General features: G+C 67.0%; 28 protein-coding genes. 14 read left to right on the forward strand and 14 right to left on the reverse strand.

Features of this window, described 5'->3' with window-relative positions:
• Positions 1-59: 59 nt before the first annotated feature.
• Positions 60-1,181, reverse strand: a complete 1,122-nt coding sequence (pstS, locus tag Q9R31_RS08460; protein ID WP_311262276.1) for a phosphate ABC transporter substrate-binding protein PstS — start codon at positions 1,179-1,181, stop codon at positions 60-62.
• A gap of 253 nt (positions 1,182-1,434) precedes the next feature.
• Between pstS and Q9R31_RS08465 the strand changes: the two genes are divergently transcribed.
• A complete protein-coding gene (locus Q9R31_RS08465; RefSeq protein WP_311262277.1) occupies positions 1,435-2,562 on the forward strand; it encodes an FUSC family protein in 1,128 nt (375 codons plus the stop codon).
• Between the two features lie 47 nt (positions 2,563-2,609).
• Complete coding sequence (gene radA / locus Q9R31_RS08470; protein WP_188572709.1) at positions 2,610-3,983, forward strand: DNA repair protein RadA; 1,374 nt, start codon at positions 2,610-2,612, stop codon at positions 3,981-3,983.
• 38 nt (positions 3,984-4,021) lie between these two features.
• Here radA and Q9R31_RS08475 read toward each other — a convergent pair whose 3' ends face one another.
• The gene (locus Q9R31_RS08475) at positions 4,022-4,294 is read right to left on the reverse strand and encodes a hypothetical protein (RefSeq protein WP_311262278.1); all 273 of its coding nucleotides are present in this window, start codon (positions 4,292-4,294) and stop codon (positions 4,022-4,024) included.
• Positions 4,295-4,429: 135 nt separating this feature from the next.
• Here Q9R31_RS08475 and Q9R31_RS08480 point away from each other — a divergent pair, with 135 nt between their 5' ends.
• Positions 4,430-4,918, forward strand: coding sequence for an NUDIX domain-containing protein (locus tag Q9R31_RS08480; RefSeq protein ID WP_311262279.1), 489 nt, complete (start codon positions 4,430-4,432; stop codon positions 4,916-4,918).
• A gap of 12 nt (positions 4,919-4,930) precedes the next feature.
• On the opposite strand, the gene Q9R31_RS08485 is transcribed toward Q9R31_RS08480, so the two are convergent.
• Genes Q9R31_RS08485 through Q9R31_RS08500 form a run of 4 tightly spaced genes read right to left on the reverse strand, consistent with a single transcriptional unit; the run spans position 4,931 to position 8,480 of the window.
• Positions 4,931-5,335, reverse strand: coding sequence for a universal stress protein (locus tag Q9R31_RS08485; RefSeq protein WP_311262280.1), 405 nt, complete (start codon positions 5,333-5,335; stop codon positions 4,931-4,933).
• Positions 5,332-6,879: a tripartite tricarboxylate transporter permease gene (locus tag Q9R31_RS08490; RefSeq protein ID WP_311262281.1), complete on the reverse strand. Its 1,548-nt coding sequence runs from the start codon at positions 6,877-6,879 to the stop codon at positions 5,332-5,334. The genes Q9R31_RS08485 and Q9R31_RS08490 overlap by 4 nt, the downstream gene beginning before the upstream one ends.
• 9 nt (positions 6,880-6,888) lie before the next feature.
• Positions 6,889-7,464: a tripartite tricarboxylate transporter TctB family protein gene (locus Q9R31_RS08495; protein WP_311262282.1), complete on the reverse strand. Its 576-nt coding sequence runs from the start codon at positions 7,462-7,464 to the stop codon at positions 6,889-6,891.
• A gap of 5 nt (positions 7,465-7,469) precedes the next feature.
• A complete protein-coding gene (locus Q9R31_RS08500; protein ID WP_311262283.1) occupies positions 7,470-8,480 on the reverse strand; it encodes a tripartite tricarboxylate transporter substrate binding protein in 1,011 nt (336 codons plus the stop codon).
• Between the two features lie 150 nt (positions 8,481-8,630).
• On the opposite strand from Q9R31_RS08500, the gene Q9R31_RS08505 reads away from it, so the two are divergent.
• The 5 genes from Q9R31_RS08505 to Q9R31_RS08525 all read left to right on the forward strand — a co-directional run bounded on the left by Q9R31_RS08505 (position 8,631) and on the right by Q9R31_RS08525 (position 14,975).
• The gene (locus Q9R31_RS08505) at positions 8,631-9,515 is read left to right on the forward strand and encodes a LysR family transcriptional regulator (protein WP_311262284.1); all 885 of its coding nucleotides are present in this window, start codon (positions 8,631-8,633) and stop codon (positions 9,513-9,515) included.
• Positions 9,516-9,655: 140 nt separating this feature from the next.
• Positions 9,656-10,570 carry a 5-dehydro-4-deoxyglucarate dehydratase gene (gene kdgD, locus Q9R31_RS08510; protein ID WP_311262285.1) on the forward strand — a complete coding sequence of 305 codons (915 nt, stop codon included), beginning with the start codon at positions 9,656-9,658 and terminating at the stop codon, positions 10,568-10,570.
• Between the two features lie 37 nt (positions 10,571-10,607).
• Entirely contained in the window at positions 10,608-12,212 is a 1,605-nt protein-coding gene (locus Q9R31_RS08515) for an aldehyde dehydrogenase (NADP(+)) (RefSeq protein WP_311262286.1), read from the forward strand.
• Positions 12,209-13,537 carry an enolase C-terminal domain-like protein gene (locus Q9R31_RS08520; RefSeq protein WP_311262287.1) on the forward strand — a complete coding sequence of 443 codons (1,329 nt, stop codon included), beginning with the start codon at positions 12,209-12,211 and terminating at the stop codon, positions 13,535-13,537. The genes Q9R31_RS08515 and Q9R31_RS08520 overlap by 4 nt, the downstream gene beginning before the upstream one ends.
• 79 nt (positions 13,538-13,616) lie before the next feature.
• Entirely contained in the window at positions 13,617-14,975 is a 1,359-nt protein-coding gene (locus Q9R31_RS08525) for an MFS transporter (protein ID WP_311262288.1), read from the forward strand.
• Here the strand turns inward: Q9R31_RS08525 and Q9R31_RS08530 are convergent.
• The gene (locus Q9R31_RS08530; RefSeq protein ID WP_311262289.1) at positions 14,972-16,201 is read right to left on the reverse strand and encodes a beta-ketoacyl-[acyl-carrier-protein] synthase family protein; all 1,230 of its coding nucleotides are present in this window, start codon (positions 16,199-16,201) and stop codon (positions 14,972-14,974) included. The two genes, Q9R31_RS08525 and Q9R31_RS08530, sit on opposite strands and share 4 nt — an antisense overlap.
• A gap of 6 nt (positions 16,202-16,207) precedes the next feature.
• Complete coding sequence (locus tag Q9R31_RS08535) at positions 16,208-17,821, reverse strand: peptide chain release factor 3 (protein ID WP_311262290.1); 1,614 nt, start codon at positions 17,819-17,821, stop codon at positions 16,208-16,210.
• Between the two features lie 194 nt (positions 17,822-18,015).
• Here Q9R31_RS08535 and Q9R31_RS08540 point away from each other — a divergent pair, with 194 nt between their 5' ends.
• The 3 genes from Q9R31_RS08540 (at position 18,016) to disA (ending at position 20,269) form a co-directional block, all read left to right on the forward strand.
• Positions 18,016-18,267: a hypothetical protein gene (locus Q9R31_RS08540; protein WP_311262291.1), complete on the forward strand. Its 252-nt coding sequence runs from the start codon at positions 18,016-18,018 to the stop codon at positions 18,265-18,267.
• A gap of 111 nt (positions 18,268-18,378) precedes the next feature.
• Positions 18,379-18,933: a 2'-5' RNA ligase family protein gene (locus Q9R31_RS08545; RefSeq protein WP_311262292.1), complete on the forward strand. Its 555-nt coding sequence runs from the start codon at positions 18,379-18,381 to the stop codon at positions 18,931-18,933.
• A 259-nt stretch (positions 18,934-19,192) separates the two neighbouring features.
• The gene (disA, locus tag Q9R31_RS08550) at positions 19,193-20,269 is read left to right on the forward strand and encodes a DNA integrity scanning diadenylate cyclase DisA (RefSeq protein ID WP_311262293.1); all 1,077 of its coding nucleotides are present in this window, start codon (positions 19,193-19,195) and stop codon (positions 20,267-20,269) included.
• 195 nt (positions 20,270-20,464) lie between these two features.
• Here the strand turns inward: disA and Q9R31_RS08555 are convergent, their stop codons facing one another.
• The gene (locus Q9R31_RS08555; protein ID WP_311262294.1) at positions 20,465-21,175 is read right to left on the reverse strand and encodes a hypothetical protein; all 711 of its coding nucleotides are present in this window, start codon (positions 21,173-21,175) and stop codon (positions 20,465-20,467) included.
• A 192-nt stretch (positions 21,176-21,367) separates the two neighbouring features.
• Between Q9R31_RS08555 and Q9R31_RS08560 the strand changes: the two genes are divergently transcribed.
• The 3 genes from Q9R31_RS08560 (at position 21,368) to Q9R31_RS08570 (ending at position 23,368) form a co-directional block, all read left to right on the forward strand.
• On the forward strand, positions 21,368-22,288 hold the full coding sequence (locus tag Q9R31_RS08560; RefSeq protein ID WP_311262519.1) for an A/G-specific adenine glycosylase: 921 nt from the start codon (positions 21,368-21,370) through the stop codon (positions 22,286-22,288).
• A gap of 69 nt (positions 22,289-22,357) precedes the next feature.
• Positions 22,358-22,789 carry a DUF3592 domain-containing protein gene (locus tag Q9R31_RS08565; RefSeq protein ID WP_311262295.1) on the forward strand — a complete coding sequence of 144 codons (432 nt, stop codon included), beginning with the start codon at positions 22,358-22,360 and terminating at the stop codon, positions 22,787-22,789.
• 78 nt (positions 22,790-22,867) lie between these two features.
• On the forward strand, positions 22,868-23,368 hold the full coding sequence (locus Q9R31_RS08570; protein WP_311262296.1) for a hypothetical protein: 501 nt from the start codon (positions 22,868-22,870) through the stop codon (positions 23,366-23,368).
• 27 nt (positions 23,369-23,395) lie between these two features.
• On the opposite strand, the gene Q9R31_RS08575 is transcribed toward Q9R31_RS08570, so the two are convergent.
• From Q9R31_RS08575 to Q9R31_RS08595, 5 genes are all read right to left on the reverse strand, one after another.
• Complete coding sequence (locus Q9R31_RS08575; RefSeq protein ID WP_311262297.1) at positions 23,396-23,569, reverse strand: hypothetical protein; 174 nt, start codon at positions 23,567-23,569, stop codon at positions 23,396-23,398.
• A 36-nt stretch (positions 23,570-23,605) separates the two neighbouring features.
• The gene (gene dhaM / locus Q9R31_RS08580; protein WP_311262298.1) at positions 23,606-24,337 is read right to left on the reverse strand and encodes a dihydroxyacetone kinase phosphoryl donor subunit DhaM; all 732 of its coding nucleotides are present in this window, start codon (positions 24,335-24,337) and stop codon (positions 23,606-23,608) included.
• Complete coding sequence (dhaL, locus tag Q9R31_RS08585) at positions 24,334-24,966, reverse strand: dihydroxyacetone kinase subunit DhaL (protein WP_311262520.1); 633 nt, start codon at positions 24,964-24,966, stop codon at positions 24,334-24,336. Before dhaL ends, dhaM begins: the two co-directional genes overlap by 4 nt.
• 2 nt (positions 24,967-24,968) lie before the next feature.
• Positions 24,969-25,970, reverse strand: coding sequence for a dihydroxyacetone kinase subunit DhaK (gene dhaK, locus Q9R31_RS08590; RefSeq protein WP_311262299.1), 1,002 nt, complete (start codon positions 25,968-25,970; stop codon positions 24,969-24,971).
• A 250-nt stretch (positions 25,971-26,220) separates the two neighbouring features.
• Positions 26,221-26,730, reverse strand: coding sequence for an amino-acid N-acetyltransferase (locus Q9R31_RS08595; protein ID WP_311262300.1), 510 nt, complete (start codon positions 26,728-26,730; stop codon positions 26,221-26,223).
• Between the last annotated feature and the right edge of the window lie 2 nt (positions 26,731-26,732).

Consider the following 26,732-nt stretch of genomic DNA (forward strand, 5'->3'; position numbering starts at 1 on the left):
AAAGCCAAGTTCCCCGCACTGCCTTCCGGCAGGCGGGGAACCAGGTTTTACGTCAATAGTTAGGACTTGACCTTGATCGAGTCGATGGCCTTGGCAGCCTTGGCTGCCAGGTCCGAGGACAGCGGAGCGGACTTGGCCGACTCTGCTGCGGCCTTCTGGCCTTCGTTCGAAACCACGTAGTGCTCGAAGGCCTTGACCAGGTCAACGGTCTCCTGCTTGTCGTAGGTGGTGCACAGGATGTGGAAGGACACCAGCACGATCGGGTAGGCGCCTGCGATGGTGGTCTTGCGGTCCAGCTGAATGGACGCATCGTTGGCGGCGCGGCCTGCAACGGGCTTGCCGGCGTCCACGGCCTTGGCGGCGGCATCGGCGGAGATCTTGGTGAAGGAATCGCCAACCTTGATCTGGGCCACACCCAACTTGCCGCTCACGGCGGAGTCATCGGCGTAGGTCACGGCACCGGGGGTGTCCGTCACGGTCTTGACCACACCGGAGGTTCCCTTGGCGTTTTCACCCTGGAGGCTGGCGGGCCAGATGCCGGCGGCCTTGTCGGTCCAGACGTCGGAGGCTGCGGCGGCCAGGTAGTCGGTGAAGTTCTGGGTGGTGCCCGAGTCGTCGGAGCGGTTCACCGGAGTGACCTTGAGGTCGGGCAGGGAGACGCCGGCGTTCAGGGCGGCGATGGCGGGGTCGTTCCACTTGGCGATCTGGCCGCGGAAGATCTTGGCGACGGTGGTGGCGTCCAGCTTCAGGTCCGTGACGCCGGGAACGTTGAAGGCCACGGCGATCGGGGACATGTAAACCGGGACGTTGATGGCACCGTCAGGCCCGCAGACGGACTTGGAGGAGGCGTATTCGTCATCCTTGAGGTAGGCGTCGGAACCGGCGAACTGGGCCGAGCCGTCCAGGATGGCCTTGCGGCCTGCACCGGAGCCGTCCGGGGAGTACTGCACGGTGGCGCCGGAGCTGGCGGAAGCGAAGTTGGTCTTCCACGCGTCCATGGCGGCGCCCTGTGCGGAGGAGCCGATGCCGGTCAGGGTACCGGTGACCTTGGTGCCGCCGGCTGACTGGCTGCCGGCAGGCGCGGTGCCCGTGGCGTTGTCTGAACCGCAGGCGCTGAGCGCGAGTGCGCCGGCTGCGATGACAGCGATAGCCGCGTGGCGGCCGAAGCGAAGTGCCTTCACTAGATGTACCCCTTCCAGGGTTATTCAGGTGCGGGACAGGGACGGAGAACCCTGCTGCGCGATGCGTACGTTGTGTACCTTCAAGAAAGTTATGGGCCGCAGGTAACGGGATGGGCTGAACAAAGTGAACGGAGGATTAACGACGGCGGGATATTGGCTGACAAATGCCGGGTCACCATTGCGCGGATCACATGTCCGGCCCTAATGCGCGGCACGAAATGTAAACAGACCGCCAGCAAATAGACTGAACCGCATGGCTCCAGCAGCAGGACTTTCAGCAGGCAGGCGGTTCCTGCACGGCCGCGTCCGGACGGGACTGATCCGGAGCCGGAACTCCCTGGTTCCTGCCATCCAGATGACCATCTGCGCGGTTGCGGCCTACGCCTTCGCCGAATACGTGCTCGGGCACAGCGGGCCGCTCTTCGCCGCCACGTCCTCCCTCATCGCCCTTGGGTTCTCGCGGGAGCCACGCCTGCGGCGGGTGGTGGAAGTGGGCCTGGGCTGCACGATCGGCATCGCGGTGGGCGACCTGCTCCTGCACTGGCTGGGCAGCGGAATCTGGCAGGCCGCCGTCGTCCTTCTCTTCTCCATCCTGCTGGCCCGCTTCCTGGACAGCGGCACCATCTTCACCACCCAGCTGGGGCTGCAGTCGCTGCTGGTGGTGCTGCTGCCGGCGCCCGCGGGCGGCCCTTTCACCCGCAGCATCGACGCCGTGGTGGGCGGCCTCTGCGCGCTGCTGGTGACCATCCTCATGCCCAAGGACCCGCGCCGGGAACCGCGCCGCGACGTCCAGAAACTGCTGCACGAACTGGCAGAAGTGCTGCGGGAGTGCGCCGATGCGCTGGTAAACAGTGACTCGACCCAGGCCTGGCACGCGCTGATCCGCGGCCGGAACTGCCAGCCCCTGGTGGACGCCATGCGGCAGTCGCTGCGGGCCTCGGGCGAGGTTGCCACGCTGGCCCCTGCCTACCGCCGGCACCGGGATGAACTGGACCGGCTCAAGCAGTCGCTGGACTTCATCGACCTGGCGCTGCGGAACAGCCGCGTGTTTGCGCGGCGGCTGACCAGCGCCATCAACCATGCCGCCCTCTCGGACGAGGCGACGGACAGCATCGCCGAGGTGCTGCAGGAGACCGCTGCCGCCATTGACGAGCTTTCGCTGGGCCTCGCGGAATCGCACGACGGCGTCCGCCGCGCCCACCTGCGAACTGCCCGCCGCGACCTGAGCGAAATCGCCCTGCGCCTGCACCCCAAGCTGTTGGAGGTGCAGCGGCTGGAGGGCGAAACCGTGGTGATGCTGTTCCGGCCGCTGATGGTGGACCTGCTCGAGGCGACGGGCATGGACGCGGACGAAGCCAGGGACGTGCTGCCGGCACTGTAGGCGCTGGCGGGCGGGAATTGTCGGGGCCCGCCGCTAGGGTTGAACGCATGGCAACAAAGACTTCGCGGGCCTCCAAGGCGCCGGCATACAAGTGCGCCGAATGCGGCTGGACCACGGTTAAATGGGTGGGCCGCTGCGGCGAGTGCCAGGCGTGGGGCACGGTTGAGGAGACGGGCACGGCGGTGGCGCGGACCACGGCGGCCACAACCGTCGTAGAGCCCGCACGGCGGATCGCGGACGTCGACGCCACCACGGCGGCGTTCCTGCCCACCGGGGTGGACGAGCTGGACCGGGTGCTGGGCGGCGGCCTGGTTCCCGGCGCCGTCATCCTGCTGGCGGGTGAGCCCGGTGTGGGAAAGTCCACCCTGCTGCTGGACGTTGCCGCGAAGTTCGCGCGGACTGCCCAGGACGTCCTCTATGTCACCGGCGAAGAGTCGGCCGCCCAGGTGAAGCTGCGCGCGGAGCGGATCGACGCCGTCGCCGAATCCCTGTATCTGTCCGCCGAAACGGACCTTGGCCAGGCCCTCGGGCAGGTCGAGAAGATCGAACCGCGGCTCCTGATCGTGGACTCGGTGCAGACCCTCAGCAGCGCGGACGTGGACGGCAGCGCCGGAGGCGTGTCCCAGGTCCGTGAAGTGGCCGCGTCCATCATTGCCGCAGCCAAGCGGCGGAACATGACCACCCTGCTGGTGGGCCACGTTACCAAGGACGGTTCCATCGCCGGGCCGCGGCTGCTGGAACACCTGGTGGATGTGGTGTGCCAGTTCGAGGGTGAGCGGCATTCCCGGCTGCGGCTGCTTAGGGCCGTCAAGAACCGGTACGGTCCCACCGATGACGTGGGCTGCTTCGACCTCAATGAGAACGGCATCGAGGGCCTGGCCGATCCCAGCGGCCTGTTCGTCAGCCGCACCAAGGAGCCGGTTTCCGGAACCTGCATCACGGTCACTATGGAGGGCCGACGCCCCCTGCTGGCAGAGGTGCAGTCACTGCTCGCCGAAAGCCCCAACTCACAGCCCCGCCGGGCCACCAGCGGGCTGGACAGTTCCCGCGTGTCCATGCTCCTGGCCGTGCTGCAGCAACGCGCAGGGACCCTGCTGCACAAGGACGATTCGTACGTTGCCACCGTGGGCGGGGTGAAACTCAGCGAACCGGCCACGGACCTCGCCGTGGCCCTTGCCGTGGCCTCGGCAAAGGCCCGCAAGCCCCTTCCCATCCGGCTGATTGCCTTCGGTGAGGTGGGTCTGGCCGGCGAGGTGCGGCCGGTACCGGGCATCAACCAGCGCATCCAGGAGGCGCACCGGCTGGGATTCACCCACGCCGTGGTTCCAGCCAGCCACACCGGACCCGGCCCGGTTCCTGCGGGGTTTTCGGTCCGGGAAGTGGAGCACCTGACGGAAGCGCTCAGCCTCCTGATCGGCTAGCGGCTTTGGCTGCCTGGCAGTGGCAGCCGTCCGCCAGGCTAACTGTCGTGCCGTGGCAGCGAATCGGGATCTCCGCGGTGGGAGTTGAAGAGCCAGCCGGAGACGTCGCTGCGCAGCACCAGGAGGGGGCCACCGGTGGCGCTCACGTTTCCGGTGGGCACGTAGTAGCCGCGGCCCGAACCTGCTCCCCCGGCTGCACGGTCCAGGGCATCCACCAGATGCCGCGGCAGGTGCCCCTGCGGACCAAGGCTGCGCAGCTCATCTACTTCTTCCGGTGTAAGCCGTCCCAAAACTTCGGCAATGTTGGCCATGAGTGGTCCCGTCCCTTTCGACCAGAGTGCCTGGCGGAGTGCCTGAAGGAATAACCTAAAGCAGGGCCGTGAACTCCACGTTAACGGCGGACGGCAACTTCACTTCCTGTTCAGACTGCCTTTCTTGGAGGATCAATGCCCATTCGCAGTGCCGCCATTCTGCTGTACCGCCAGGACCCGGCCGCCCCCGCCGGCGCCAGGGACGGGCTGCACGTGTGGATCGCCCACATGGGCGGCCCGTTCTGGGCCCGCAAGGACGCGCACGCCTGGTCACTCCCAAAGGGCGAATACAGCGAGGGTGAGGATCCACGCGCCGCCGCACTGCGCGAGTTCGCCGAGGAGATGGGCACCGCGGCCCCGGAGGCCGAATACCGGCTGCTTGGCGAGTTCCGGCAACCGTCGGGAAAGCTCATCACAGTCTTCGCGGCGGAAGCGGACTTCGCTCCGGCCGTGATCAGCAGCAACACTTTTCCGCTGGAATGGCCCAAAGGGTCCGGCAGGATCGAGCACTACCCCGAAATCGACGACGCCCGCTGGTTCCCCGAACAGGAGGCACGGCTAAAACTCGTCAAGGGCCAGCTGCCCATCCTTGATGCACTGGTCAAGGACGGGCAACTGGCATAGAACGCCTGCGCCTCAAGAACGCACAGCGCCGGCCTTGACCGCCAGCACCGGCCGGTCCGCCTGCATGAGGATCTGCTGGGCGTGGCTGCCCAGGATGAACTTGCCCACCTGGGTGCGGTGACGCAGGCCGATCACGATCAGCGAAGCGTCCACCTCCCTTGCCACGTCCAGGAACTCATCCGCGAGGTCATGCTCGTACGGCGGCTGGATGACGGTGGCGGTGACGCCGGCGTCGGCCGCCTTTTTCGCGGCCTGGGCCAGGACATCCTCCGGGGCCACGGACTTGTCCACCAGTGCGCCCTGGCGGGCGGAGTTCACGATGTACAGGTCCTTTTGCCGGAGCTGTGCTTCGGCAATGCCTGCGGCGAGGGCTGCCTCGCCGGCCGGTGTGGGAACGAACCCGACGATGATGCTCATACCTTCTCCTTGATGTTCTGGTTGCTGCCGTTCCCGGCGGACGCGGCTGCCGCCGTCGTGCCTTTGCGCTTGCCCACCATGCTGCGGATGCCCGGCAGCACGGCCACCAGGATGAAGACCACCAGCAGTGTTGCCGAAATGGGGCGGGTGAAGAACCCGGTGGGGTCGCCGCCGAAAACCAGCAGCGAGCGCCGCAGCGAGCTCTCCAGCAGCTCACCCAGGACGAACGCCAGGACCAGCGGTCCGGGTTCGAAGCCGAACTTCTTCATCAGGTAGCCCAGTACGCCGAAGAAGACCACCAGGGTCACGTCGAACATGCTGTTGTTGATGGTGTAGGCACCCAGCAGCGTGATCAGGGCGGTGATGGGCGCCAGGATTGCCGCCCGGACGCGGAGGATCCGGACGAAGATGCCCACCAGCGGCAGGCTCATGATCAGCAGCAGGATGTTGCCGATGTACATGGAGTTGACCACGCCCCAGAAGAGGTCCGGGTTCTGCTCCACCAGCTGCGGCCCCGGCGTCACGCCCTGGATCAGCAGCGCGCCGAACATCAGTGCCATGGTGGCGTTGGCGGGGATGCCCAGGGTCAGCAGCGGGATGAACGACGACGTTGCTGCCGCATTGTTCGCTGTTTCCGGGCCCGCCACGCCTTCCGGCGCGCCCTTGCCGAACCGTTCCGGCTGCTTGGCCCGCTTCTTCTCCATGGCATACGAGGCCATGGAGGCGATGGTGGCGCCGCCGCCAGGCAGGATGCCCAGGAAGAAGCCCAGGACCGAGCCTCGGGTAATGGCGCCGGACGCCTGCTTAAGGTCCGACCTGGAGGGCCAGACATTGGAGACCTTCGACGGCGCCTTGGCCGCCCGGTGCCGCTCCTCGAGGTTGTAGAGGATCTCGCCCAGGCCGAAGAGGCCCATCGCGATGGGCACGAAGTCGATCCCGTCCGCGAGCTGCAGGCTGCCGAAGGTGAAGCGGCTTTCACCGGTAAAGACGTCCCGGCCGACGGTGGCGAGCAGGAGTCCGACGGCGGCGGCGATGAGCGCCTTGGCCTTGGCGCCACCGCTGATGGTGGCCACCAGCAGGATGCCCAGCAGCGCCAGGGCCGAGTATTCGGCAGGCCCGAAGTCGAGCGCGAAGCCGGCCACCACCGGGGCCAGGAAGGTCAGGCCGATGATGGCGGCGGTTCCGCCGATGAAGGAACCGATGGCCGCCAGGCCGAGGGCCGTCCCGGCCCTGCCTTGCCTTGCCATCTGGTACCCGTCGAAGACGGTCACCACCGATGACGCCTCACCCGGAAGCCGGAGCAGGACGGACGTGATGGTGCCGCCGTACTGGGCGCCGTAGAAGATGCCGGCAAGCATGATGATGGCGGTGACCGGCTCCACGCTGTAGGTCAGCGGCAACAGGATGGCGATGGTGGCGGCCGGGCCAAGCCCGGGCAGCACGCCGATCAGCATGCCGATCACCACGCCGATCAGGCAGTAGAGAAGGTTCATTGGTTCCAGGACGACGGAAAAACCGTTGATCACAGGATTGAAGAAATCCACGGTGGTCTCCTAGAAGAGGTGGGGAATGGAGGTGCCGAGGGCCAGGACGAAGATCCCGTAGAACGCCGCGACGACGATGGTGCTGATGAGGAGGGTGGAGCGCCAGGTCTCGCTGCCCAGGAACTTCATCCAGATGATGCACAGGATGAGGGAGGGGATTTCGAAGCCGATCACGGGCATCAGCGCCACCATGGCGGCCAGCGTGGCCAGGCCAGTCAGCGGCGCGAAGGACATCCGGGTGAATTTCTCCGCGTCCCGGTTGTGCCGGCCCCAAACCAGCTGGAAGATGGCCAGGGCCACCATCACGCAGCTGGTCAGGAAGGGCCACAGCCCCGGTTCGGGCTTTTCCGGAGTGCCAAGGCCCATGGACACGGACAGCGCCAGGGCCCCGATTCCGACGGCGAGCACCACCAGGGAAGAGGCAGCGTTGGCGAGCGGGCCCGCAGCGGGAGGCTTTTCCTCCTCCCACTGCGCAGCCAGTTCTTCAGGGGTCAGGGCATCGGGCAGGTCGTCCTGGCCGTCACCGCCGGGCTGTACGGCGGAGCTGCCGCCCGGCCCGGCGGCCACTGCTGGAGTAGTCCCCATGGCCGTTACTTGTTCCCGCTGAGGCTGATGCCGTACTTCTCCACCAGGGACTTGTACTTCGCGGCGTAGTCCTTCCACTGCGTCACCACTTCCTCGCCGGAGATCTCCTTGGGCGTCAGGAGGTTCTTCTTGTTGAACTCCCGGTAGGCATCGGTCTTGAAGGTGTCCTTGAACGCCGTGGCGAGCTTGTCCTTGACCTCCTGGGGGGTGCCCTTGGGAGCCGCGACGGCCCGGTACTGTGCCACGGGAACGTCGTAGCCCGCTTCCTTGGCGGACGGAACGTCGGGCAGGAAGCTGTTGCGCTCTTCGGAGAAGACCAGGAGCGGGGTGACCTTTCCGGCCTGGATCTGCGCCATGGCCTCGCCCAGCTGGACGGTGGCCAGCTCCACCTGGTTGCCCAGGACGGCGGTCAGCGCGGGCTTTCCGCTGTCGAACGGGACGTCGGTGCCCTGCACGTTGGCCTGCTTGAACAGGACAGTCTGGGCCAGCTGGCTGCCCGTGCCCACGCCGGTGGTGCCGAAGGTGACGTTCCGGCCGGCGGCGGTGACATCCTTGAAGCTCTTGAATCCGGAGCCCTGGCTGGCCACCAGCACGTAGTCGTCCTGCGAAAGTCCGGTGATGATGTCCAGGTCATCAAGGTTCACGGCCTCGTCCTTGCTGACGGCAAGGGGCGTGATGGTGATGAGGGAGGCCGTGAGGAGGACCAGTTCCTGGCCGTCGGCCGGCTTGCCGGCAACTTCCTTGGTGGCCAGGGCGCCGTTGGCACCCGGCTTGTTGACCACGGGCATCGGGGCTCCGAGGGTCTTGGTGGCGCCGTCTGCCAGCGCCCTGGCAATCAGGTCAGTGCTGCCGCCGGCGGCCTGCCCCACGGTCATTGTTACGGGCCCTGCCGGGTACTTGGACGAGTTGCCGGCAGCGGCTCCGCCGGCAACGTTGCCGCCGCAGGCTGTCAGTGCCAGCAGGGTGAAGGCCGACGCCGTTCCGAGGACGGTGCGGCGGGACGGGAAGTGCATCATTGGAACTCCTAGGTGCATGCGCAAGTGCGGGCTGGGGCGCCCGGACCATCTGTGAAGGGGGTCACCCCCGCTTCGCTGTGTCGAGTGTAGGGAGCGGCTATGATGCCTGTCTAAGCCCATATCTGCATCATTTGATACCTGGAGGGCATCATGTTTACTTTCGATCAGCTGGCCGGCTTCATCGCCGTTGCGGAGGAGCTCCACTTCGGCAGGGCGGCAGAACGCCTGAACATGACGCAGCCCCCGCTGAGCCGGCAAATCCAGAAACTGGAGAAAATCGTGGGAACCGAACTGCTGGAGCGGGACAACAGGAAAGTGGAGCTGACCTCTGCCGGCCGGACTTTCCTTGATGAGGCCCGCCGGCTAATGGCGCTCGCCGAGCGGGCGCCTGCCACCGCACGCCGGATCGCTTCCGGGAAATCCGGCGTCCTGCGGATCGGCTTCACCGCAGCCAGCGGCTTCAGCATCCTGGGCCCGCTGCTGGAGGAGCTCTCCGGCATCATCCCGGACGTGGACATCGAACTGCAGGAACTGGTGACCGGAGACCAGCTGGCAGGCCTGCTGACCGGCGAATTGGACCTGGGCCTGGCCCGGCCGCCATTCGACCAGGAGACCTTCGACTCGCATCTGCTCTACCGGGAGTCCATGATGCTGGCCGTACCTGAGGGCCACCCGCTGGTGCTGCTGGGACGCAGCATCACCGCGGACGATTTCAGCGACGAGCCGCTGATCATGCACTCGGCCACCCAGGCCCGCTACTTCTATGACCTGGTGGTCCGCATGCTCCCCATCCGCCACACCAATGTGGTGCACACGGTCAGCCAGATCCTCACGATGGTCTCCCTTGTGGCGGCCAAGCGCGGGCTGGCGTTCGTGCCCCACTCCGCAACCCTGCTCGGCATCCGTGGTGTTGAGTTCCTTCCGCTCGAAGGCGGAGACCACGAGCAGGTGGAGTTGCATGCGCTGTGGAACCGGAGGATCACCAATCCTGCGCTGTCGCGGCTCCTGCGTGACCTGGAGTTCGCAATGGAGTAGCCGGAGCCAACGCCCGCGGATGATGCAACGAAGGTATCAATGCATATCAAAATACACTTAGACAGGCATCAGCGCCGCTCCTACTCTGGGAAGGAACTATCAGCCTGCCGCCCGCGGCGCACACACCAAAGGACCACACCGTGGCTAAGTACACCCCCCAGGAACTCGCGGACACGCTCAAGGAAGGCCTGCTGTCCTTCCCAGTGACCTCTTTCGACGCGAACCTGCAGTTCGACGAGGAGAACTACCGCAAGCACCTGGCGTGGCAGGCGAGCTTTCCGGTGGCAGGCCTGTTTGCGGCCGGCGGCACCGGCGAAGGTTTCTCACTGACTCCCGCTGAATCCGAACGTGTAGTGCGCACCGCCGTCGACGAAGTCGGAGGCCGGGTCCCCGTCCTCGCTTCGGCAGGGGGCTCGACCGCCCAGGCCATCGAAAACGCGAAGGCTGCCGAAGCCGCCGGCGCGGAAGGCATCCTTCTCCTCCCCCCTTACCTCACCGAGGCAGACCAGGACGGGCTCGTGGAACACGTCAGCGCAGTCTGCGCCGCCACTTCCCTGGGCGTCATCATTTACAACCGCGCCAACGCGATCTACAAGGACAGCACGGTGGCCACCCTCGCAGACCGACACGAAAACCTCATCGGTTTCAAGGACGGCGTGGGCGACCTGGAACACGATGCCCGCGTCTACGCCAAGCTCGGCGACCGGCTCTTCTACCTGGGCGGCCTCCCCACGGCCGAGACCTTCGCCCTGCCGCTGCTGCAGCTGGGCATGAGCACCTACTCCAGCGCCATGTACAACTTCGTCCCCCAGTTCGCCCTGGACTTCTACCAGGACGTGCGGAACAACGACCGTGTCGCCGTCAACAGGAAGCTCAACGACTTCGTCATCCCGTACCTGGACATTCGCGACCGCGTGAAGGGCTACGCTGTCTCCATCGTCAAGGGCGGCCTCGACGCCATTGGCCGCCCCGCCGGCCCGGTCCGTCCCCCGCTGCAGAACCTCGCAGAGCAGGACCTGGCCGACCTCAAGGCCCTGATCGCCCGCGTTTCCTGACCCCTTTCCGATCCATCCCTTCCCAGGAGGAACCATCGTGACCCTCACCGGACACTCCCTGATCGCCGGACAGACCGTCGTGGGCGACGGCAAGACCACCAACGGTTTCAACCCGGCCACCAACGACCAGCTCGAGCCGGCCTACTCGCTGATCACCGAAGAGCAGCTGAAGCAGGCCACCGCCGCCGCCGCCGAGGCCTTCCCGTCCTTCAGCACCCTTGAACCGGAAACCCACGCTTCCTTCCTGGAAGCGATCGCGGACAACATCGAGGCCATCGGCGACGAACTCATCATCCGCGCAGGCCAGGAAACCGGGCTGCCCGCCGCCCGGCTCCAAGGCGAACGCGCCCGCACCACCGGCCAGCTGCGCCTCTTCGCGGAGGTGGTGCGCCAGGGCGACTTCCGCGGCGTCCGCATCGACCCCGCCATCCCGGACCGCACTCCGCTTCCCCGCGCTGACATCCGGCAACGCCAGATCCCGCTCGGCCCGGTTGCCGTATTCGGCGCCAGCAACTTCCCGCTGGCCTTCTCGACGGCGGGCGGAGACACCGCCTCGGCCCTCGCCGCCGGCTGCCCCGTCGTCTTCAAGGCCCACAACGCCCACCCGGGGACCAGCGAACTCGTGGGCCAGGCAGTGGCCAAGGCTGTCAGGGACTTCAACCTCCATCCCGGCGTGTTCTCCCTGGTGTACGGGCCGGGCGCAAGCACCGGCCAGGCCCTCGTAGCGGACCCGGCCATCAAGGCCGTGGGCTTTACCGGCTCGCGGGCAGCGGGCATCGCCCTGATGAAGACCGCAGCCGCCCGCCCCGAACCGATCCCGGTCTACGCCGAAATGTCCTCCCTGAACCCCGTCTTCGTCTTCGAAGGCGCCCTTAAGGGCGACATTGACGCCCTGGCCCAGCAGTACGTTGCCTCGGTTACCGGAAGCTCCGGCCAGCTCTGCACGTCTCCCGGACTCCTGTTCGCCCCCGCCGGCGAGGCAGGCGACAAACTCGCTGCCGCCGTCGCACGCGCCATCGCCGCCTGCCCGGGACAGACCATGCTCACCGAAGGCATCGCCAACTCCTGGAACGCCGGCACCGAAGCACTTGGCAATGCTGACGGCGTGGACCTCATCGGCAGGGGCACCGAAGGCGCCACCCGGAACGCCCCGGCTCCCACCATCTTCGGCACCCAGGTCCGTGACTTCGTCACCAACCACGTCCTGCACGAGGAAATCTTCGGCGCCGCGTCCCTGGTCATCCGCTACGGCAGTACAGACGAACTCCTCGAAGCCGTCGCACGGCTCGAAGGCCAGCTCACCGCGTCGCTGCAGCTCACCGAAGAGGATTACCCGATGGCGGCGCCCCTGATTCCGGCCCTCGAGCAGAAGGTGGGCCGTATCCTCGTCAACGGCTGGCCCACCGGGGTCGAAGTCGGCCGCGCCATGGTCCACGGCGGCCCGTTCCCCGCCACCTCCGATTCCCGAACCACCTCCGTCGGCACCCTCGCCATCAACCGCTTCCTGCGCCCCGTCGCCTACCAGAACATCCCCCAGGAACTCCTCCCCGCACCGCTGCAGGACGACAACCCGTGGCACCTGAACCGCAGGATCGACGGCCTTGTGGAAGCCGCCGCAGAGAAAGCAGAGATCGACGCATGAGCAACGCGCCAGCCATTGCCGCCATCGAAGTAGTGCCGGTTGCGGGCCATGACAGCATGCTGATGAACCTCAGCGGCGCGCACGGCCCCTTCTTCACCCGCAACGTTGTGATCATTACCGACTCCGACGGCCGCACCGGCCTGGGCGAGGTTCCCGGCGGCGAGAAGATCCGCACCACCATCGAGGAAGCCGGCGCCCTGATCAAGGGCAAGCCGGTGGCCCGCTACCGCTCGCTCCTGCGCGAGGTCGCGTCACAGTTCGCGGACCGCGACGCCGGTGGCCGGGGCCTGCAGACCTTCGACCTGCGCACCACGGTCCACGCCGTTACCGCCGTCGAGTCGGCGCTGCTGGACCTGCACGGCCAGTACCTGGGCGTTCCCGTTGCCGAACTGCTCGGCGACGGCCAGCAGCGGACGTCTGTCCCGATGCTCGGCTACCTGTTCTTCGTCGGCGACCACGCCCGCACCGACCTGCCTTACCTCGTGGAGGATGCCCCGGCTGACCGCTGGGAGAAGCTCCGCCGGCAGGAGGCCATGACTCCGGAAGCCGTCGTCGCCCTCGCCGAAGCAGCCCAGGAACGCTACGGCTTCTCCGACTTCAAGCTCAAGGGCGGCGTGCTGTCCGGGGACGACGAAGTGGACGTTGTGACCGCCCTGGCCAAGCGCTTCCCGGAAGCCCGGGTGACGCTCGATCCGAACGGCGGCTGGCTCCTGGACGAGGCAATCCGGCTGGGCAGGCGGATGCAGGGCGTCGTTGCCTACGCGGAGGACCCGTGCGGTGCCGAAGGCCGGTTCTCCGGCCGCGAGGTCATGGCCGAGTTCCGCCGGGCCACCGGGCTGAAGACCGCCACCAACATGATCGCCACGGACTGGCGCGAGATGTCGCACGCCATCCGCAGCAACGCCGTGGACATTCCGCTGGCCGATCCGCACTTCTGGACCATGCACGGCTCGGTCCGCGTGGCCCAGCTGTGCAACGAGTTCGGCCTCACCTGGGGTTCGCACTCGAACAACCACTTCGACATCTCGCTGGCCATGTTCACCCACACCGGCGCTGCGGCACCGGGCGAGATCACGGCGCTGGACACGCACTGGATCTGGCAGGACGGCCAGGGCCTCACCAAGGAACCGCTGCAGATGAAGGGTGGCGCCATCGAGGTTCCGGACGCCCCCGGCCTGGGCATCGAACTGGACCGGGACGCGCTGGACAAGGCCCACCAGCTGTACCTGGCGCACGGCCTGGACGCCCGTGACGACAGCATCGGCATGCAGTACTACATCGACGGCTGGTCCTTCGACCCCAAGCGGCCCTGCCTGGTCAGGTAATGACAGTCCGCTGACGACAGTCAGGTAAATTTCTCCAAGGCCCCCGCCTTGCCTATCCCCACCCCAAAGGAAACATTCAATGAAGTCTGTGGACAACGCCGTCCTGGACCTGGCATCTGCCACCAGGAAGTTCTTCAAGCGCGTGCTCCCGGTCATGCTGGTCATGCTGGTCTGCAACCAGCTGAACCGGTCCAATATCGGCTACGCCCAGGACCACCTCCAGGCTGACGTTGGCATCGGCGCCGCCGCCTACGGTTTCGGCGCCGGGCTGTTCTTCATCGCCTACGCGATTTTCGAGCTCCCCAGCAACGTCATGATGGAAAAGTACGGTGCCAAGGTCTGGCTGACCAGGATTATGGTCAGCTGGGGCATCGTCTCGTTCCTCATGGCGTTCGTGCAGAACGAGGCCATGTTCTACGTCCTGCGGTTCCTGCTGGGCGCTGCTGAGGCCGGCTTCTTCCCGGCCGTCATCTTCTACTTCGCCCGCTGGGTACCTGCCGGCCAGCGCGGAAAGGCGACGGCGGTCTTCATCGCCGGTTCCTCGGTGGCCGCCGCGATCTCCGGGCCCATCGCGGGCATGCTGCTGAGCCTGAACGGGGCACTGGGCATGCACGGCTGGCAGTGGCTCTTCGGTTTCGAGGGCATTCTGTCCGTCCTGGTGGGCATCACCGTGTTCTTCCTGCTCGACGCGAAGATCGCGGATGCCAGGTGGCTCTCGGCGGCGGAAAAGGACGCGCTGTCCCACGCCATAGATGCCGAGGACGCGGAGCACACCAAGACTGACAGCGGAAAGGTCAACCGCTGGAAGATGCTCCTGAACCCCCAGATCCTGCTCCTGTGCGGCATCTACTTCGCCATCCAGCTGTCCATCTATGCCAACACCTTCTGGCTGCCAAGCATCGTCAAGCGGATTCCCGGAACCACCGACCTCTCGGCCGGATTCCTGTCCTCCATCCCCTGGATCTGTGCCGTGTTCGCGATGTACTTCGCCGCGAAGTGGCAGGACAAGGCCCGGTCCAGGAAGCCCCTGCTGGTGGTTGCGCTCCTGGTGGCCGCCGCCGGAACCTACGCGGCGGCCGTGGCCTCGCCGGTGCTGGCACTGGTATTCCTGGCCATCGCAGCCATGGGGTTCAAGAGCGCGTCACCGCTGTTCTGGACCATCCCGCAGTCCGGCCTGCACCCGCTGGTACTGGCACCGGCCATCGCCATCATCAACTCGCTGGGCAACCTGGGCGGGTTCGTGGCACCGTTTGGCTTTGGCATTATCAAGGAGCAGACAGGCAGCGTCATCCCGGGGCTCTTCGCCCTGGCTGCCGCTTCGGCTGTAGCGGCCGGCCTGGTCTATTTCCTGAAGGAACGCCGCAGCGGGGCTGATGCCGCGGCGGCCGGGATAAGCGCGGAACTGCCCACCACCGCACCGCTTCCCAGCAAGGCCTAACCGGCGGTCAGCACCAGCGCCACACTGTGGCCACCAAAACCGAAGGCATTCACCAGCCCGGCCGGGGCGTAGCCCGGCGGAAGCTGGTGGGTGCCTTCGGTGAGGACGTTAAGGTCCACTTCCGGGTCCAGTGCCTCCACGTTCAGCGTCCCCGGAACTTTGCCGGTCCGGAGGGCTTCGATGACCACGACGGCGGCCAGGGCGCCGGCGCCACCCAGGAGGTGTCCGGTATGCCCCTTGGTGGAAGTGACCGGGACGTCAGCACCGAAGACCGCGTTGATGGCCTGGCCTTCCAGCCGGTCCCCCACCGGAGTGGAGGTGGCGTGCGCGTGAACGAATCCGATGTCGGCCGGCCCCATTCCCGCAGAATCCAGGGCCTTTTGCATGACCCGCCGCTGCATGGCGGGATCTGCGGCCACGATGTCGTTTGCGTCGGAGGTCACGGCTCCCCCGGCCACGGCGCCAAGGACGGCGGCGCCGCGGGCACGGGCGTGCTCCTCGCTTTCCAGCACCACCACGCCGGCGCCCTCTGCGAGCACAAAGCCGTCCCGGCCGCCGTCGAAGGGCCGCGAGGCAAGCTGAGGATCACCCGCATGGGTGGACAGGGCACGGATCTGGGAAAAGCCGCTGATCACAAGGTCGTTCACGGAAGCGTCCACGCCGCCGGCAATCACGACGTCGACAGCACCGGAGCGGATCATCTCCGCTGCCTGGACAATCGCCTCAGCCCCGGAGGCGCAGGCGCTGACAGGGGTCCGGGCGCCGCCGCGGGCACCCAGGTCCATGGACACCCACGCGGCCGGGCCGTTGACCATGAGCCGGGTGAGGGTATGCGGGGAAACCTTGCGCGGGCCTGACTGTCCCAGCACCCGGTCCTGCTCGATGGTGGAACCGAGCCCGCCGTACGCGGACCCGATCACCACGGCGAACCGTTCCGGGTCCACTTCCGGGGCGCCGGCCTGTGCCCACGCCTCCCGTGCGGCAATCAGCGCGAACTGGCCGCACCGGTCCATCCGCTTCATCTCGCGGGTGCTCAGGTGCTCCGAAAGGTCCGCCGTGACCTGCCCGGCGATCCTGACCGGCAGCTGCTCTGCCCAGTCCTGCTCCAGGGCCGCAATCCCGGAGCGCCCGTCAAGCAGGGCCTCCCAGGTTTCCTTGACCGTGGAACCCAGGGGGTTGATGGTGCCGGCGCCGGTGACCAGTGCGCGGGGTTGGATTGCAGCCATGGGGCCCTACTTTGCGGGGTTGTGCGTGCCGATGGGCACGAGCGTCAGGTCGGGGTGGTTCTTTTCGATCCGCCGCAGCGCCCAGACGTCGTTGAACAAGGCGAGGTATTCGCCGTCGGACCGCAACAGCACCTCAGCGCCGGGGACGTTTGCCAGCGCGGGCATGGCATCCGCCGTCGAAATCCTTGCCAGCGAGTAGGGCAGGCGTTCCAGGCGCATGGGTGCGCTGAAGTCGTGCGCCATGCGGTCCTCCACCACCTCGAACTGCATGGGGCCGACGGCGGCAAGCACCGGCGCCTGGTCACCGCGGACGTCGGAGCGGAGCACCTGGATGACGCCCTCGTGTTCCAGCTGCTCGATGCCGCGGCGGAACTGCTTGAACTTGCTGGGGTCCTTGGACCGGGCCACCTGGAAGTGCTCGGGGGCGAACAGCGGGATGGCCGGGTATTCCACCGGGTCCTCGAGGAACAGGCTGTCGCCCACGCGCAGCGAGGAGGCGTTGACCAGGCCCACCACGTCACCCGGGTACGCCTCGTCGATGACTTCGCGTTCGCGGCCGAACACCTGCTGCGCGTACTTGGTGGCGAAGGACTTGCCGGTGCGGGTCTGGGTGACCACCATGCCCCGCTCGAAGACCCCCGAGCAGACGCGGATGAAGGCCACATGGTCGCGGTGCGCCTTGTTCATGCCCGCCTGGACCTTGAAGACGAACCCGGAGAACGGGGATTCCACGGGACGGGGGTTGCCGTCCACGTCGGGGCGCGGCGCCGCCGGCGGGGCAAAGTCCACCAGCGCATCCAGCAGTTCCTTGACGCCGAAGTTCAGCGCCGCGGAGCTGAACAGGATGGGGGTGGCCTTGCCGGCGTGGAACGCGTCGACGTCGAACTCGAGATTTGATTCGATCACCAGTCCGGCCTCGTCCACGGCGTCGGACCAGTTGCTGCCCTGGCTTTCCGCGGCTTCCTCCGGGGTGAAGTATTCGGTGATGGCGATCTGGGCGCCGGCGTTGTTGCGCTGGAAACGGGCGAAGCGGTCGTTGCGGAGGTCCCAGACGCCGCGGAAGTCACCCGAGATGCCCACGGCCCAGGTCAGCGGCATGGGCTGCAGTCCGGTGCGCTCGGTGATTTCGTCCATCAGCGCCAGCGCGTCCAGGCCCGGTCGGTCCCACTTGTTGATGACGGTGATGATGGGCAGGTTGCGCTGCTTGCAGACCTCGAAGAGTTTCATGGTCTGCGTTTCCAGGCCCTTGGCGGCGTCCACCAGCATCACGGCGCAGTCGACGGCAGCGAGCACCCGGTAGGTGTCCTCGGAGAAGTCGGCGTGGCCCGGGGTGTCCAGCAGGTTGATGACGGTGTCGCGGTAAGAGAACTGCAGCGCCGCGGAGCTGATGGAAATGCCGCGGTCCTTTTCCATCTGCATCCAGTCGGAGACGGTTTCCTTGCGGTTGGCCTTGCCGCTGGAAGCGCCCGCGGTGCCGATCACCTTCGCGTGCAGGGCCAGCGCCTCGGTGAGCGTGGACTTGCCGGCGTCCGGGTGGGAGATGACAGCAAAGGTCCTGCGGCGGCCTGCCTCTTTGTGGATGCCGGAGATCCGGGCGGGGGTCAGGACATCTTGGGACACGGTGCTACCTTCGCTGCGGTTGTGGCTGCCCAGGGCCTTTCGGGTACTGCGCTGCGGCTCGAGGGCGGGAATGTGATTGGCGAACGGCCAAAGTACAAGTTTATCGCAGGGCTGCAAACGGGACCGGTTGCGCTTAACGCAGGCGAAACCGGACGTTCAAAGCAGCGAAACGCTGGCCGGTTAGCTTTGGGCACATGATGGATGGCGCCACTTTCACCGGCAACCTTTTCTTCGACCCCCTGGCCACCAATCTGGCAACCCATGTGCTCACCAGCGCCCCGGCAGGCCGTGGTGCTCCCGCGGCGCGGGGACCAGCGCCGGCCCTTCCTTCCAGCTCCCGGAAGCGGGGAGTGCAAACAGCTGCTGAGCACCAGGCCCTCCGCGCCGCATCGCTTTCGAAAGTCAGCAGGGATCTGGAGCGGATGCTCAGGGACCTGAAGCGCTGAAGCCTCCCGGGGCGGCCGGGCTACGTAGCCGGCACCGGTCGGCGCGCATGGGCAGCGGGGAGCGGGAATTGGGGAGCCGGGCAGCGGGGCGGGTAGCGGCATGATGGGTTCATGCGGAGCATCGAGTTGGTCTTTGATGGCCCCACGGATTCCCTGATCAGGGCCGACTGGGCGCGGCTGGCGGCCGCTGGGCTCCCCAGCCTGGCAGCGCACACCTCCCCCAGCAACAGCCCGCACATCACCCTTGCCGCCGGCGCGGACCTCCTTGCAGACGCAGACCTGGTTGCAGACGCGGGCCTGGTTTCCGGCGCTGGCCTGGGTGCCGCGCCGGAAGGTCCCTGGCAGCGGTTGCCCCTGGACGTCACCTTTTCCGGAGCGATCATTTTTCCTGCCGGCGCCGGAAAGTACGTCCTGGCCCGGTCGGTCCTGCCGACCGGTCCGCTGCTGGACCTGCACCGCCTCCTGCACCAGGGCCTGTCGGGGGCGCTGCCGCTCACGTGTCCGGGGGCTTGGACACCGCACATCACCATCTCCCGGCGGATTCCCGGGCAGCACCTCGGAGCTGCGATGGACCTGCTCGACCTGCGCCTTGGTGGCCGCTGTACAGCGGCGCGGCTCTGGGACAGCACCACCAAAACGGTGACGCCCCTGGGACCATCGGCCTGAGCAACGCCTGCGGCCATCACTGGAGGGCCATGGTCGAAAGGGCCGAAAGTACCCGCCCGGCAAGGCGCCCAAAAGCCCTTTTCCCGGCCCTTCCGGGCACCCCCTAATGGGCCACTTTGGGGCTTGACCGTGCGGAAGTTGGATTTCTTACCCCTATCATTGAGCTTGCGGGAATCACTGCACTTTTTGATCCTGCCGGCCAACAGCGGACGCCGGCATTCCTGCGGGTGGCTGTCCGCACCTTTGAAGGGAAACACCTATGGCGCGGAGCCCCGAAGAATCGCTGAGGGCCACTCTGGGCAGGGTTGCACCCGGAACACCCCTCCGCGACGGCCTGGAACGCATCCTCCGCGGGCGCACCGGCGCACTGATCGTCCTCGGCTCCGACCGCACCATCGATTCCATCTGCTCCGGCGGATTCGATATCGGTATCGAATTCTCGCCCACCCGCCTGCGCGAACTGGCCAAGATGGACGGCGCCATTATTTGCGACAAGGATGCCGGCAACATCCTGCGGGCCGCGGTCCAGCTGGTCCCGGACTCAAGCATTGAGACCCAGGAGTCGGGCACCCGGCACCGCACAGCGGAGCGGGTGGCCATCCAGACGGGCGTGCCCGTCATCTCCGTGAGCCAGTCCATGCAGATCATCGCCCTCTACGTCAACGGGCTGCGGCACGTCCTGGAGGGCTCCGAGAACGTCCTTGCCCGCGCCAACCAGGCCCTTGCCACGCTGGAGCGCTACCGCGCCCGGCTGGACCAGGTCACCAGTTCGCTCTCGGCCCTGGAAATCGAGGCGATGGTGACGGTGCGCGATGTGGCTGTCACCCTGCAGCGGCAGGAAATGGTCCGCCGCATTTCGGAGGAAATCTCGCAGTACGTCCTGGAACTGGGTGAGGACGGCCGGCTCCTCTCCCTCCAGCTGGACGAGCTCACAGTGGGCCGTGGACCGGGCAGCGACGTGATCATCCGTGATTACGCCAGCCCCAATGCGTCGGCAGAAGACATCGAAAAGGCCGTCAATGAACTCGTCAGCCTGGGGCCGACCGAACTGATCGACCTGGGCAGGATCTCGGCGATCGTGGGATTTGCGGGCGGCGAAGCAAACCTGGACGCCGTGGTGCAGCCCCGTGGCTACCGGCTATTGTCCGGCCTGAAGGCAGTCCCCAAGGCCGTTGCAGACCGACTGGTGGACCATTTCGGTGGCCTGCAGTTCCTGATGGCCGCCACCATCGACGACCTCATGACGGTCGACGGCATCGGCGACCAGCGCGCACGCACCGTGCGGGAGGGTCTTAGCCGGATGGCCGAAGCAAGCCTCCTGGACCGTTTCCTCTAACCACCCCAGACTTCACCCCATCGAGCCATCCCGGCGGCACCACCCCACCGCGCAACCCCGGCGGCCTCCCCCATCGAGTGCCGGGTAGACGCCGTTTTCAGCCGCGAAAGCCACAATGGGCCCACACCGGCAGGGTTCCCTGGCCGAGCTTGCGAGGCGAGGGAACCGGTGGGGACCAATGGATGGGAGGTGGGGTCAGTTCAGCTGGAAGACCGCCTTGGGGCTGGCCCGCGAACCCAGCTTGGCGGTAAAGATGTAGTACGCGCCACCGCCGCCGGGCGCCGCGGCCACGGCCTTGCAGCCATCGGCACTGCGGTTCCGGTTCCACGGGAAGTTCGCGGTTTCGCTGGCGCCGGGCGCAATCACCTTCACCAGGTCCTCGCTTGACGCCTGGCAGTCCTTCGAAGAAAAGATCCGGTCAGAGCCGCTGGTCACCAGGAATTCCATCTGCGAGGTTCCGATGTTGACTTCACAGGGGACGGTGCCGCCGTTGGTCACCTTCAGGGTGAGCATCGGGTTTTCTCCCGGCCCGTACGCGGGCTTGTCAGTGGAAGCCGAAACAGTCACTTGGTTCTGGTTGCAGGAAGGGGTGGCAGACGCAGTGGGCGACGGCGTAGCGGACGTGGTTGCCGACGCTGAGGCGGAAGGGGTGGCGGCAGCCGACGGAGTTGCGGAGGCAGAGGGGCCGGCCGTGCCACTGGAAGAAGGCTGGGTGGAGGACGCCTGCTGCGAACCGCCCTTGAAGGCACCCGCCAGCGCGAACCCGCTGACCACCAAGGCAATCACCAGCAGCAGCGCCGCTCCAACAACCAGGCGACGGCGGCGGTACACGGCGGCGCTCGGCTTCCGGACGCTGCTGGAACCGGATGCCGTGCCGCGTGCTGGTGAATTGCCTTGCCTGCCCATCCTCCTAGGCTAGGGAACGCCGCCGGTTCTGCACTGCCACCACGCCGCCGAAGGCCCATCGCACTGGTCACACCGGACCGGTGACACCGGGTTTCAGCCAGTCCAAACCCATCAACTAAGGTATTGGGCATCGACACTCAAACCTCCACCATCGACGCCGCGGTCACTCCCCCTGACCCTGCAGACCTCGCGATGCTCCACCACCGGATCAACTCCTGGTTCGCCGGAATTGCCCGCGACCTGCCCTGGCGTGAACCCCACTGCTCGCCCTGGGGCGTGCTGGTCAGCGAGATCATGCTGCAGCAGACCCCCGTGGTCCGGGTCCTCCCCGTCTGGCACGAATGGCTCAAGCGCTGGAGCACCCCGGCTGGCCTGGCAGGCGAACCGGCCGGGGAGGCTGTCCGCTCGTGGGGCCGGCTGGGGTACCCCCGGCGCGCCCTCCGCCTGCATGCCGCAGCCACCGCCATAGTCCAGGACCACGACGGCCAGGTCCCGGACACCTACACGGAGCTGCTGGCCCTGCCCGGGGTGGGCAGCTACACGGCCGCGGCAGTGGCCGCCTTCGCGTACGGCCGGCGCGAAACCGTAGTGGACACCAACATCCGGCGGGTGCACGCCCGCCTGGTCTCCGGCGTCGCGCTTCCCGCCCCCGCACTGACCGCGGCGGAGATGCGGCTGGCCGCCGCCCTGTTGCCGGACGACGCCGAGACCTCCGTGCGCTGGAATGCTGCGGTCATGGAACTGGGGGCGCTGGTGTGCACGGCCCGGGCACCCAAGTGCAATGACTGCCCCGTGAAAGACTCCTGTGCCTGGCTCGCCGCGGGCGGGCCCCCGCCGTCGTACGTTCCCAAAGGCCAGGCCTGGCACGGCACTGACCGGCAGGTCCGCGGCGCCGTGCTGGCCGTGCTGCGCCTGGCGGAAACCCCCGTGCCGTCGGACATGTTCCAGCGTGAGGCCGCCGATCTTGGGTTCGCCACCGAAGGAATCGGCGTGCCGCTGGCCGCGCTGCACCGGCTCAACTCCGGCCCCGAGCAGCTGGAGCGGGCACTGGCGGGACTGCTGGCGGACGGTCTGGCCGAGATGCAGGACGGCGGATACCGGCTCCCCGCCTGACCCTCCTGGCCTGCCGGGGGCGCACTGCCGCGATGGCATACTTCTTGGTGACTGGAACCGGGGGAAGCCATGAAAACCATTCTGTACATCGTGTGGGCCTTGTTCGTTGCGGCCGCGGTCTTTTCGCTGGTGCGTGCGGCCCGCAGGACCAAGCGCCAGGAACAGCTGATGGCGGAATGGCCCAAGGTCCACGCGACCGTCACCGGCAGCACCACCGGCTGGACCAGCGGCGTGGGCGGCTCCAGCCGGAACCTCCGCCACTACCCCACCTACCAGTTCACCGATCGGCAGGGCACCCTCTTCATGGGCAAGTCCGAGATCTCGGGCGTAGAGCAGCCCGTGCCGGGGTCGCTGATCGAGGTGGCCTACAACCCGCAGAACCCCAGCGAATCCCTCCAGGTGTCCTCGGAACCGCGCACCGCCATGGGCTGCCTGATTGCGTTCTTCGCGGTCTTTGCCCTCGCGCTGTTCTGGTTCATTGGTATTTTCCCGCTGGATTAGGGCGGAAGGCATAACAATGCTGCCTCCAATTGACGCCGGCCCGGCCGGGGGCGGACCGGCCCGGCGTAGCCTGAAGGCATGCACAAGCCCGGGCTGCTCCTGGCATTGACGACGACGGCACTCACCTCCGCTGTCATCTCCGGCTGCGGATTCGCAGCCAGCGCCTGCCCGGCTATCGCGCAGGCCACCGCCGTCTCCGTAACCGTCACCGCCGCTTACTCGCCGGAGGTCGGGGCGCTCCACGCTCGGGCGTGCCAGGACGGCACCTGCAAGGAGGCCGACGTCGAACTCCGCCCGGGCAGCACCTCTGTGGACTCAGGGTGCAACCCCGAGGGCTCCTGCTCCGCCACTGCCTCGCCTGATGGCACCAAAGTTGGCGCGCTGATGCTGGAAGCCCTGACCGAATCGCCCATGACGGTGACCGTGTCAGGCACGGGCCCGGAGGGAACCGCGCTGCCGGTGCGCTCCATGGAGTTCCAGCCGCAGGCGGCATACCCCTTCGGTGAGCAGTGCGGAAAAGTGGTGTCCGCGTCCGTCACATTGGACGACGCCGGGCTGCACCAACAAGTCCGACCCTGAGCCAATGCGGGCCGGAACAGGAGCGGGCTAGAACAGTGCAGGTTGGGTGAACGTTTCGCCCCCGGCAGTACCGGGTTCAGGACGGCCACCGACGGGTTCCGCACTCCAGTTGAAACCGAGTTCGGCGAGCAGTTCCTCTACGGAGATTTGGCCGTCCAGCACTTCGATTTCCTGGGAGTTCTCTGCAAGCGGCCGTTCCATGGCATCGAGCTTATTCGCAGGAACCCGCCACGGGGCTTAGGGCTCGCCGAAGCCGGCCTGCACCAGCCCGCCCACGTACTCCACTGCCCGTTCTGCATCCGCGCCCCACGCTTCCACATGCAGGACGGTGCCCTTGCCCGCACCGAGGGTCATCAGGCCTGTCATGGAGGCGCCATCCACCCCGTTGATGGTGACCTCGGCATCAAGGGAGGCCAGGCCGCCTGCAACCTTCGCGGCAGGCCTGGCGTGCATGCCGGCCTGGTTGACGAGTTCAAAGTCGCCCGTGCAATCAGGTGCGCTGCTGACGGTTCCGGGCTCCGCGGCTTCCGTCCGTGCGGATTCCGGTTGGCGGGCCGGACGTCCAGCCGCTTCAGCCGCCGCCCGGACCGCCTGCACGTCCGCTCCGCCCTGCGCGGCCACGGCAGCTGCCACGAGGCCCTCAACCAGCGGCGCGTCGGCGAGCAGGACGCCGGCACGGTTCTCCAGGAACTCCATCGCGGATTCTGCGGTCATCACCGCTGATCCGAGGTCGGTCAGGACCACCGTGCCGTTCCCGCCAGCCTTAGCGCCGGCTCCTTCCGCACCGGCCTGGTCCGTACCGGCCCCTTCCAGGGCGGCAAGGACCTTCTCCAAGCTGGTGCCGATCCTGCCGTCGTCAGTGCCGCCGGCAGCCAGGATCACGACGTCGGGCGCCATCTGGGCGGCAAGCTCCACCGCGCCGTCGGCGATCTTTTCACTGTGGGAGACCACCACGATGCTTACGGTCACGCAGCTGCCCCGACGGCTGCGCGCAGGATCAGCGCACTGGACACAGCTCCAGGGTCCCGGTGGCCGGCGCTGCGTTCGCCAAGGTAGCTGGCGCGGCCTTTGCGTGCGATGAGCGGATCGGTGGCCACTGCCCCGGCCTCGGCAGCCTCGGCGGCTGCCACCAAGACACTCAGGACGTCGCTGCCATCGCCCTCGGCCGCGGCCTGGGCAGCATCAACCGCCGGTGTCCACGCATCCACCATCGTCTTGTCGCCCGGCTCCGCCTTCCCGCGCGCCACGATCCCGTCCCGGGCCGCGGCCAGGGCACCGGCCCAGGCGGCGGGATCGATCTCGGCGGTATCACCCAGGGCCGTGGCGGCGCGAAGGAACGCGGTGCCGTAGAGGGGCCCGGCAGCACCACCTACTTTGGACATCAAGGTCATGGCGGTCATCTTCAACGCAGCCCCGGGAGTCTCCGGCGTGGATTCGCCGAGCTTGGCCAGGACGGCCTGGAAGCCGCGGTCCATGTTTTCGCCGTGGTCCGAGTCCCCGATGGCGCGGTCCAGCTCAATCAGTTCAACGCGGTGCTCGGCCATGGCCTGCGCGCACAGGGTCAGCCATTTCACGGCCCAGTTGACGTCCAGGACCACAGTCACACGCCCCAGCGCAGCGCGGCGGTGTGCACGGGTGCGTCCCACAGTTCCGTCAGCTCGTCGTCGAGCCGGAGGACCGAAATGGAGCAGCCCTGCATTTCCAGCGCGGTGATGTAGTTGCCCACCAGCGACCGTTCCACTGTGGCACCTGCATCAGCGAGCACCTGCACGGCCCGCCGGTACACGATGTACAGCTCGCTCAACGGGGTGCCGCCCATGCCGTTGACGAAAAGCAGCACTTTGTCCCCGGAGCCGATCTTCAAATCCGCCAGGACCGGTTCCAGCAGGCGGTTGGTGATGCCGTCCGCGTTTTCCATCGGAATGCGGTGCCTGCCCGGCTCGCCGTGGATCCCGATGCCGATCTCGATCTCATCCTCTGCCAGGTCGAAACTGGGCGTGCCCGCGTGCGGAACAGTGCAGGCCGACAGGGCCACGCCCATGGTCCTGACGTTGGCGTTGACCCGCTCACCGATGGCAGCAACCGCGTCCAGGTCGTCACCGCGTTCGGCAGCGGCGCCCGCGATTTTCTCCACCAGCACGGTGCCGCCTACCCCGCGACGGCCGGCCGTGTAGAGGGAATCCTCCACCGCGACGTCGTCATTGACCAGCACGGTGCGGACACTCACGCCCTCGGCCTCGGCAAGCTCGGCCGCCGTCTCAAAGTTCAGGACGTCGCCGGTGTAGTTTTTGACGATATGGACGACGCCGGCACCTGAGTTGACTGCCAGGGTGGCGGGAAGGATCTGGTCCGGCGTAGGCGAGGTGAACACCGCCCCCGGCACCGCGGCGTCGAGCATTCCCTGCCCCACGTAGCCGGCATGCAGCGGCTCATGACCGCTACCGCCGCCGGAAACGAGCCCCACCTTGCCGGCCACTGGCGCGTCCTTGCGCGTGACGTAGATGGGGTCTTCGCTGACCGTGACCAGTCCGGCGTGCGCCAGGCCGAAACCCTGGACAGCTTCCTGGAAAACGGATTTTGGATCGTTGATGAGTTTCTTCACGGCGTTGCTCCTGGCTGTGCTCCTGAAGGATATGTTTTTTGACCCTACTACCGTCATCGCAGGTGGCGGTAGGTTCCTTCCACCCGGATTGCCGAATCCCTGCCGGGACGGCCGGCCCGGAACGCAGCAAAGGGACAGCCCCCAATGACTGTCCCTTTCCTGAGGCCCCCCAAATACCGGCCGCCAGAAGTTTATCCATCAATTCGAATAAAGCCAAGGCACTTGTGCTAAGTGCCTTGGCCATAAGTGCCTAGAGGGTGCGGATCATCCGGGTATTGCCCAGGGTGTTGGGCTTGACGCGTGCCAGGTCAAGGAATTCCGCCACGCCTTCGTCATGGGAGCGCAGCAGCTCCGAGTACACTTCCGGGTCCACTGCCGACTGGTCCGCCATCACTTCGAAGCCGTGGCGCTTGAAGAAGTCCACCTCGAACGTGAGGCAGAAGACCCGGGCCACGCCAAGGGCGCGGGCTTCCTCCAGCAGGCTTTCCACCAGGACGTGCCCCACCCCTTTGCCGCGCCATTCCCCGGAAGCTGCGAGGGTGCGGATTTCCGCGAGGTCCTCCCACATCACGTGCAGGGCGCCGCAGCCGATCATTTCGCCGTCGCTGGACTCGGCGATGCGGAACTCCTGGAGGCTCTCGTAGTACGCCACCGTCTCCTTGGCCATCAGGATGCGCTCCTCTGCAAGGGGCGCCACCAGCTTCTTGATGGCAGGGACGTCACTGGTGCGTGCTGGGCGGATGTGGAAGGAGTGGGTCACAC

Source organism: Pseudarthrobacter sp. BRE9, from assembly GCF_031844305.1.
Taxonomy (GTDB): Bacteria; Actinomycetota; Actinomycetes; order Actinomycetales; family Micrococcaceae; genus Arthrobacter.

Coding starts and splice junctions, on each gene's coding strand:
- Q9R31_RS08505 (WP_311262284.1), top strand. CDS start 8,631: ATGTTTACTTTCGATCAGCTGGCCGGCTTCATCGCCGTTGCGGAGGAG.
- Q9R31_RS08495 (WP_311262282.1), bottom strand. CDS start 7,464: ATGGGGACTACTCCAGCAGTGGCCGCCGGGCCGGGCGGCAGCTCCGCC.
- Q9R31_RS08575 (WP_311262297.1), bottom strand. CDS start 23,569: ATGGAACGGCCGCTTGCAGAGAACTCCCAGGAAATCGAAGTGCTGGAC.
- disA (WP_311262293.1), top strand. CDS start 19,193: ATGGCGCGGAGCCCCGAAGAATCGCTGAGGGCCACTCTGGGCAGGGTT.
- Q9R31_RS08540 (WP_311262291.1), top strand. CDS start 18,016: ATGATGGATGGCGCCACTTTCACCGGCAACCTTTTCTTCGACCCCCTG.
- Q9R31_RS08525 (WP_311262288.1), top strand. CDS start 13,617: ATGAAGTCTGTGGACAACGCCGTCCTGGACCTGGCATCTGCCACCAGG.
- Q9R31_RS08485 (WP_311262280.1), bottom strand. CDS start 5,335: ATGAGCATCATCGTCGGGTTCGTTCCCACACCGGCCGGCGAGGCAGCC.
- Q9R31_RS08570 (WP_311262296.1), top strand. CDS start 22,868: ATGCACAAGCCCGGGCTGCTCCTGGCATTGACGACGACGGCACTCACC.
- Q9R31_RS08475 (WP_311262278.1), bottom strand. CDS start 4,294: ATGGCCAACATTGCCGAAGTTTTGGGACGGCTTACACCGGAAGAAGTA.
- Q9R31_RS08530 (WP_311262289.1), bottom strand. CDS start 16,201: ATGGCTGCAATCCAACCCCGCGCACTGGTCACCGGCGCCGGCACCATC.
- Q9R31_RS08560 (WP_311262519.1), top strand. CDS start 21,368: ATGCTCCACCACCGGATCAACTCCTGGTTCGCCGGAATTGCCCGCGAC.
- Q9R31_RS08565 (WP_311262295.1), top strand. CDS start 22,358: ATGAAAACCATTCTGTACATCGTGTGGGCCTTGTTCGTTGCGGCCGCG.
- Q9R31_RS08520 (WP_311262287.1), top strand. CDS start 12,209: ATGAGCAACGCGCCAGCCATTGCCGCCATCGAAGTAGTGCCGGTTGCG.
- Q9R31_RS08465 (WP_311262277.1), top strand. CDS start 1,435: ATGGCTCCAGCAGCAGGACTTTCAGCAGGCAGGCGGTTCCTGCACGGC.
- Q9R31_RS08545 (WP_311262292.1), top strand. CDS start 18,379: ATGCGGAGCATCGAGTTGGTCTTTGATGGCCCCACGGATTCCCTGATC.
- Q9R31_RS08555 (WP_311262294.1), bottom strand. CDS start 21,175: ATGGGCAGGCAAGGCAATTCACCAGCACGCGGCACGGCATCCGGTTCC.
- radA (WP_188572709.1), top strand. CDS start 2,610: ATGGCAACAAAGACTTCGCGGGCCTCCAAGGCGCCGGCATACAAGTGC.
- Q9R31_RS08500 (WP_311262283.1), bottom strand. CDS start 8,480: ATGATGCACTTCCCGTCCCGCCGCACCGTCCTCGGAACGGCGTCGGCC.
- Q9R31_RS08480 (WP_311262279.1), top strand. CDS start 4,430: ATGCCCATTCGCAGTGCCGCCATTCTGCTGTACCGCCAGGACCCGGCC.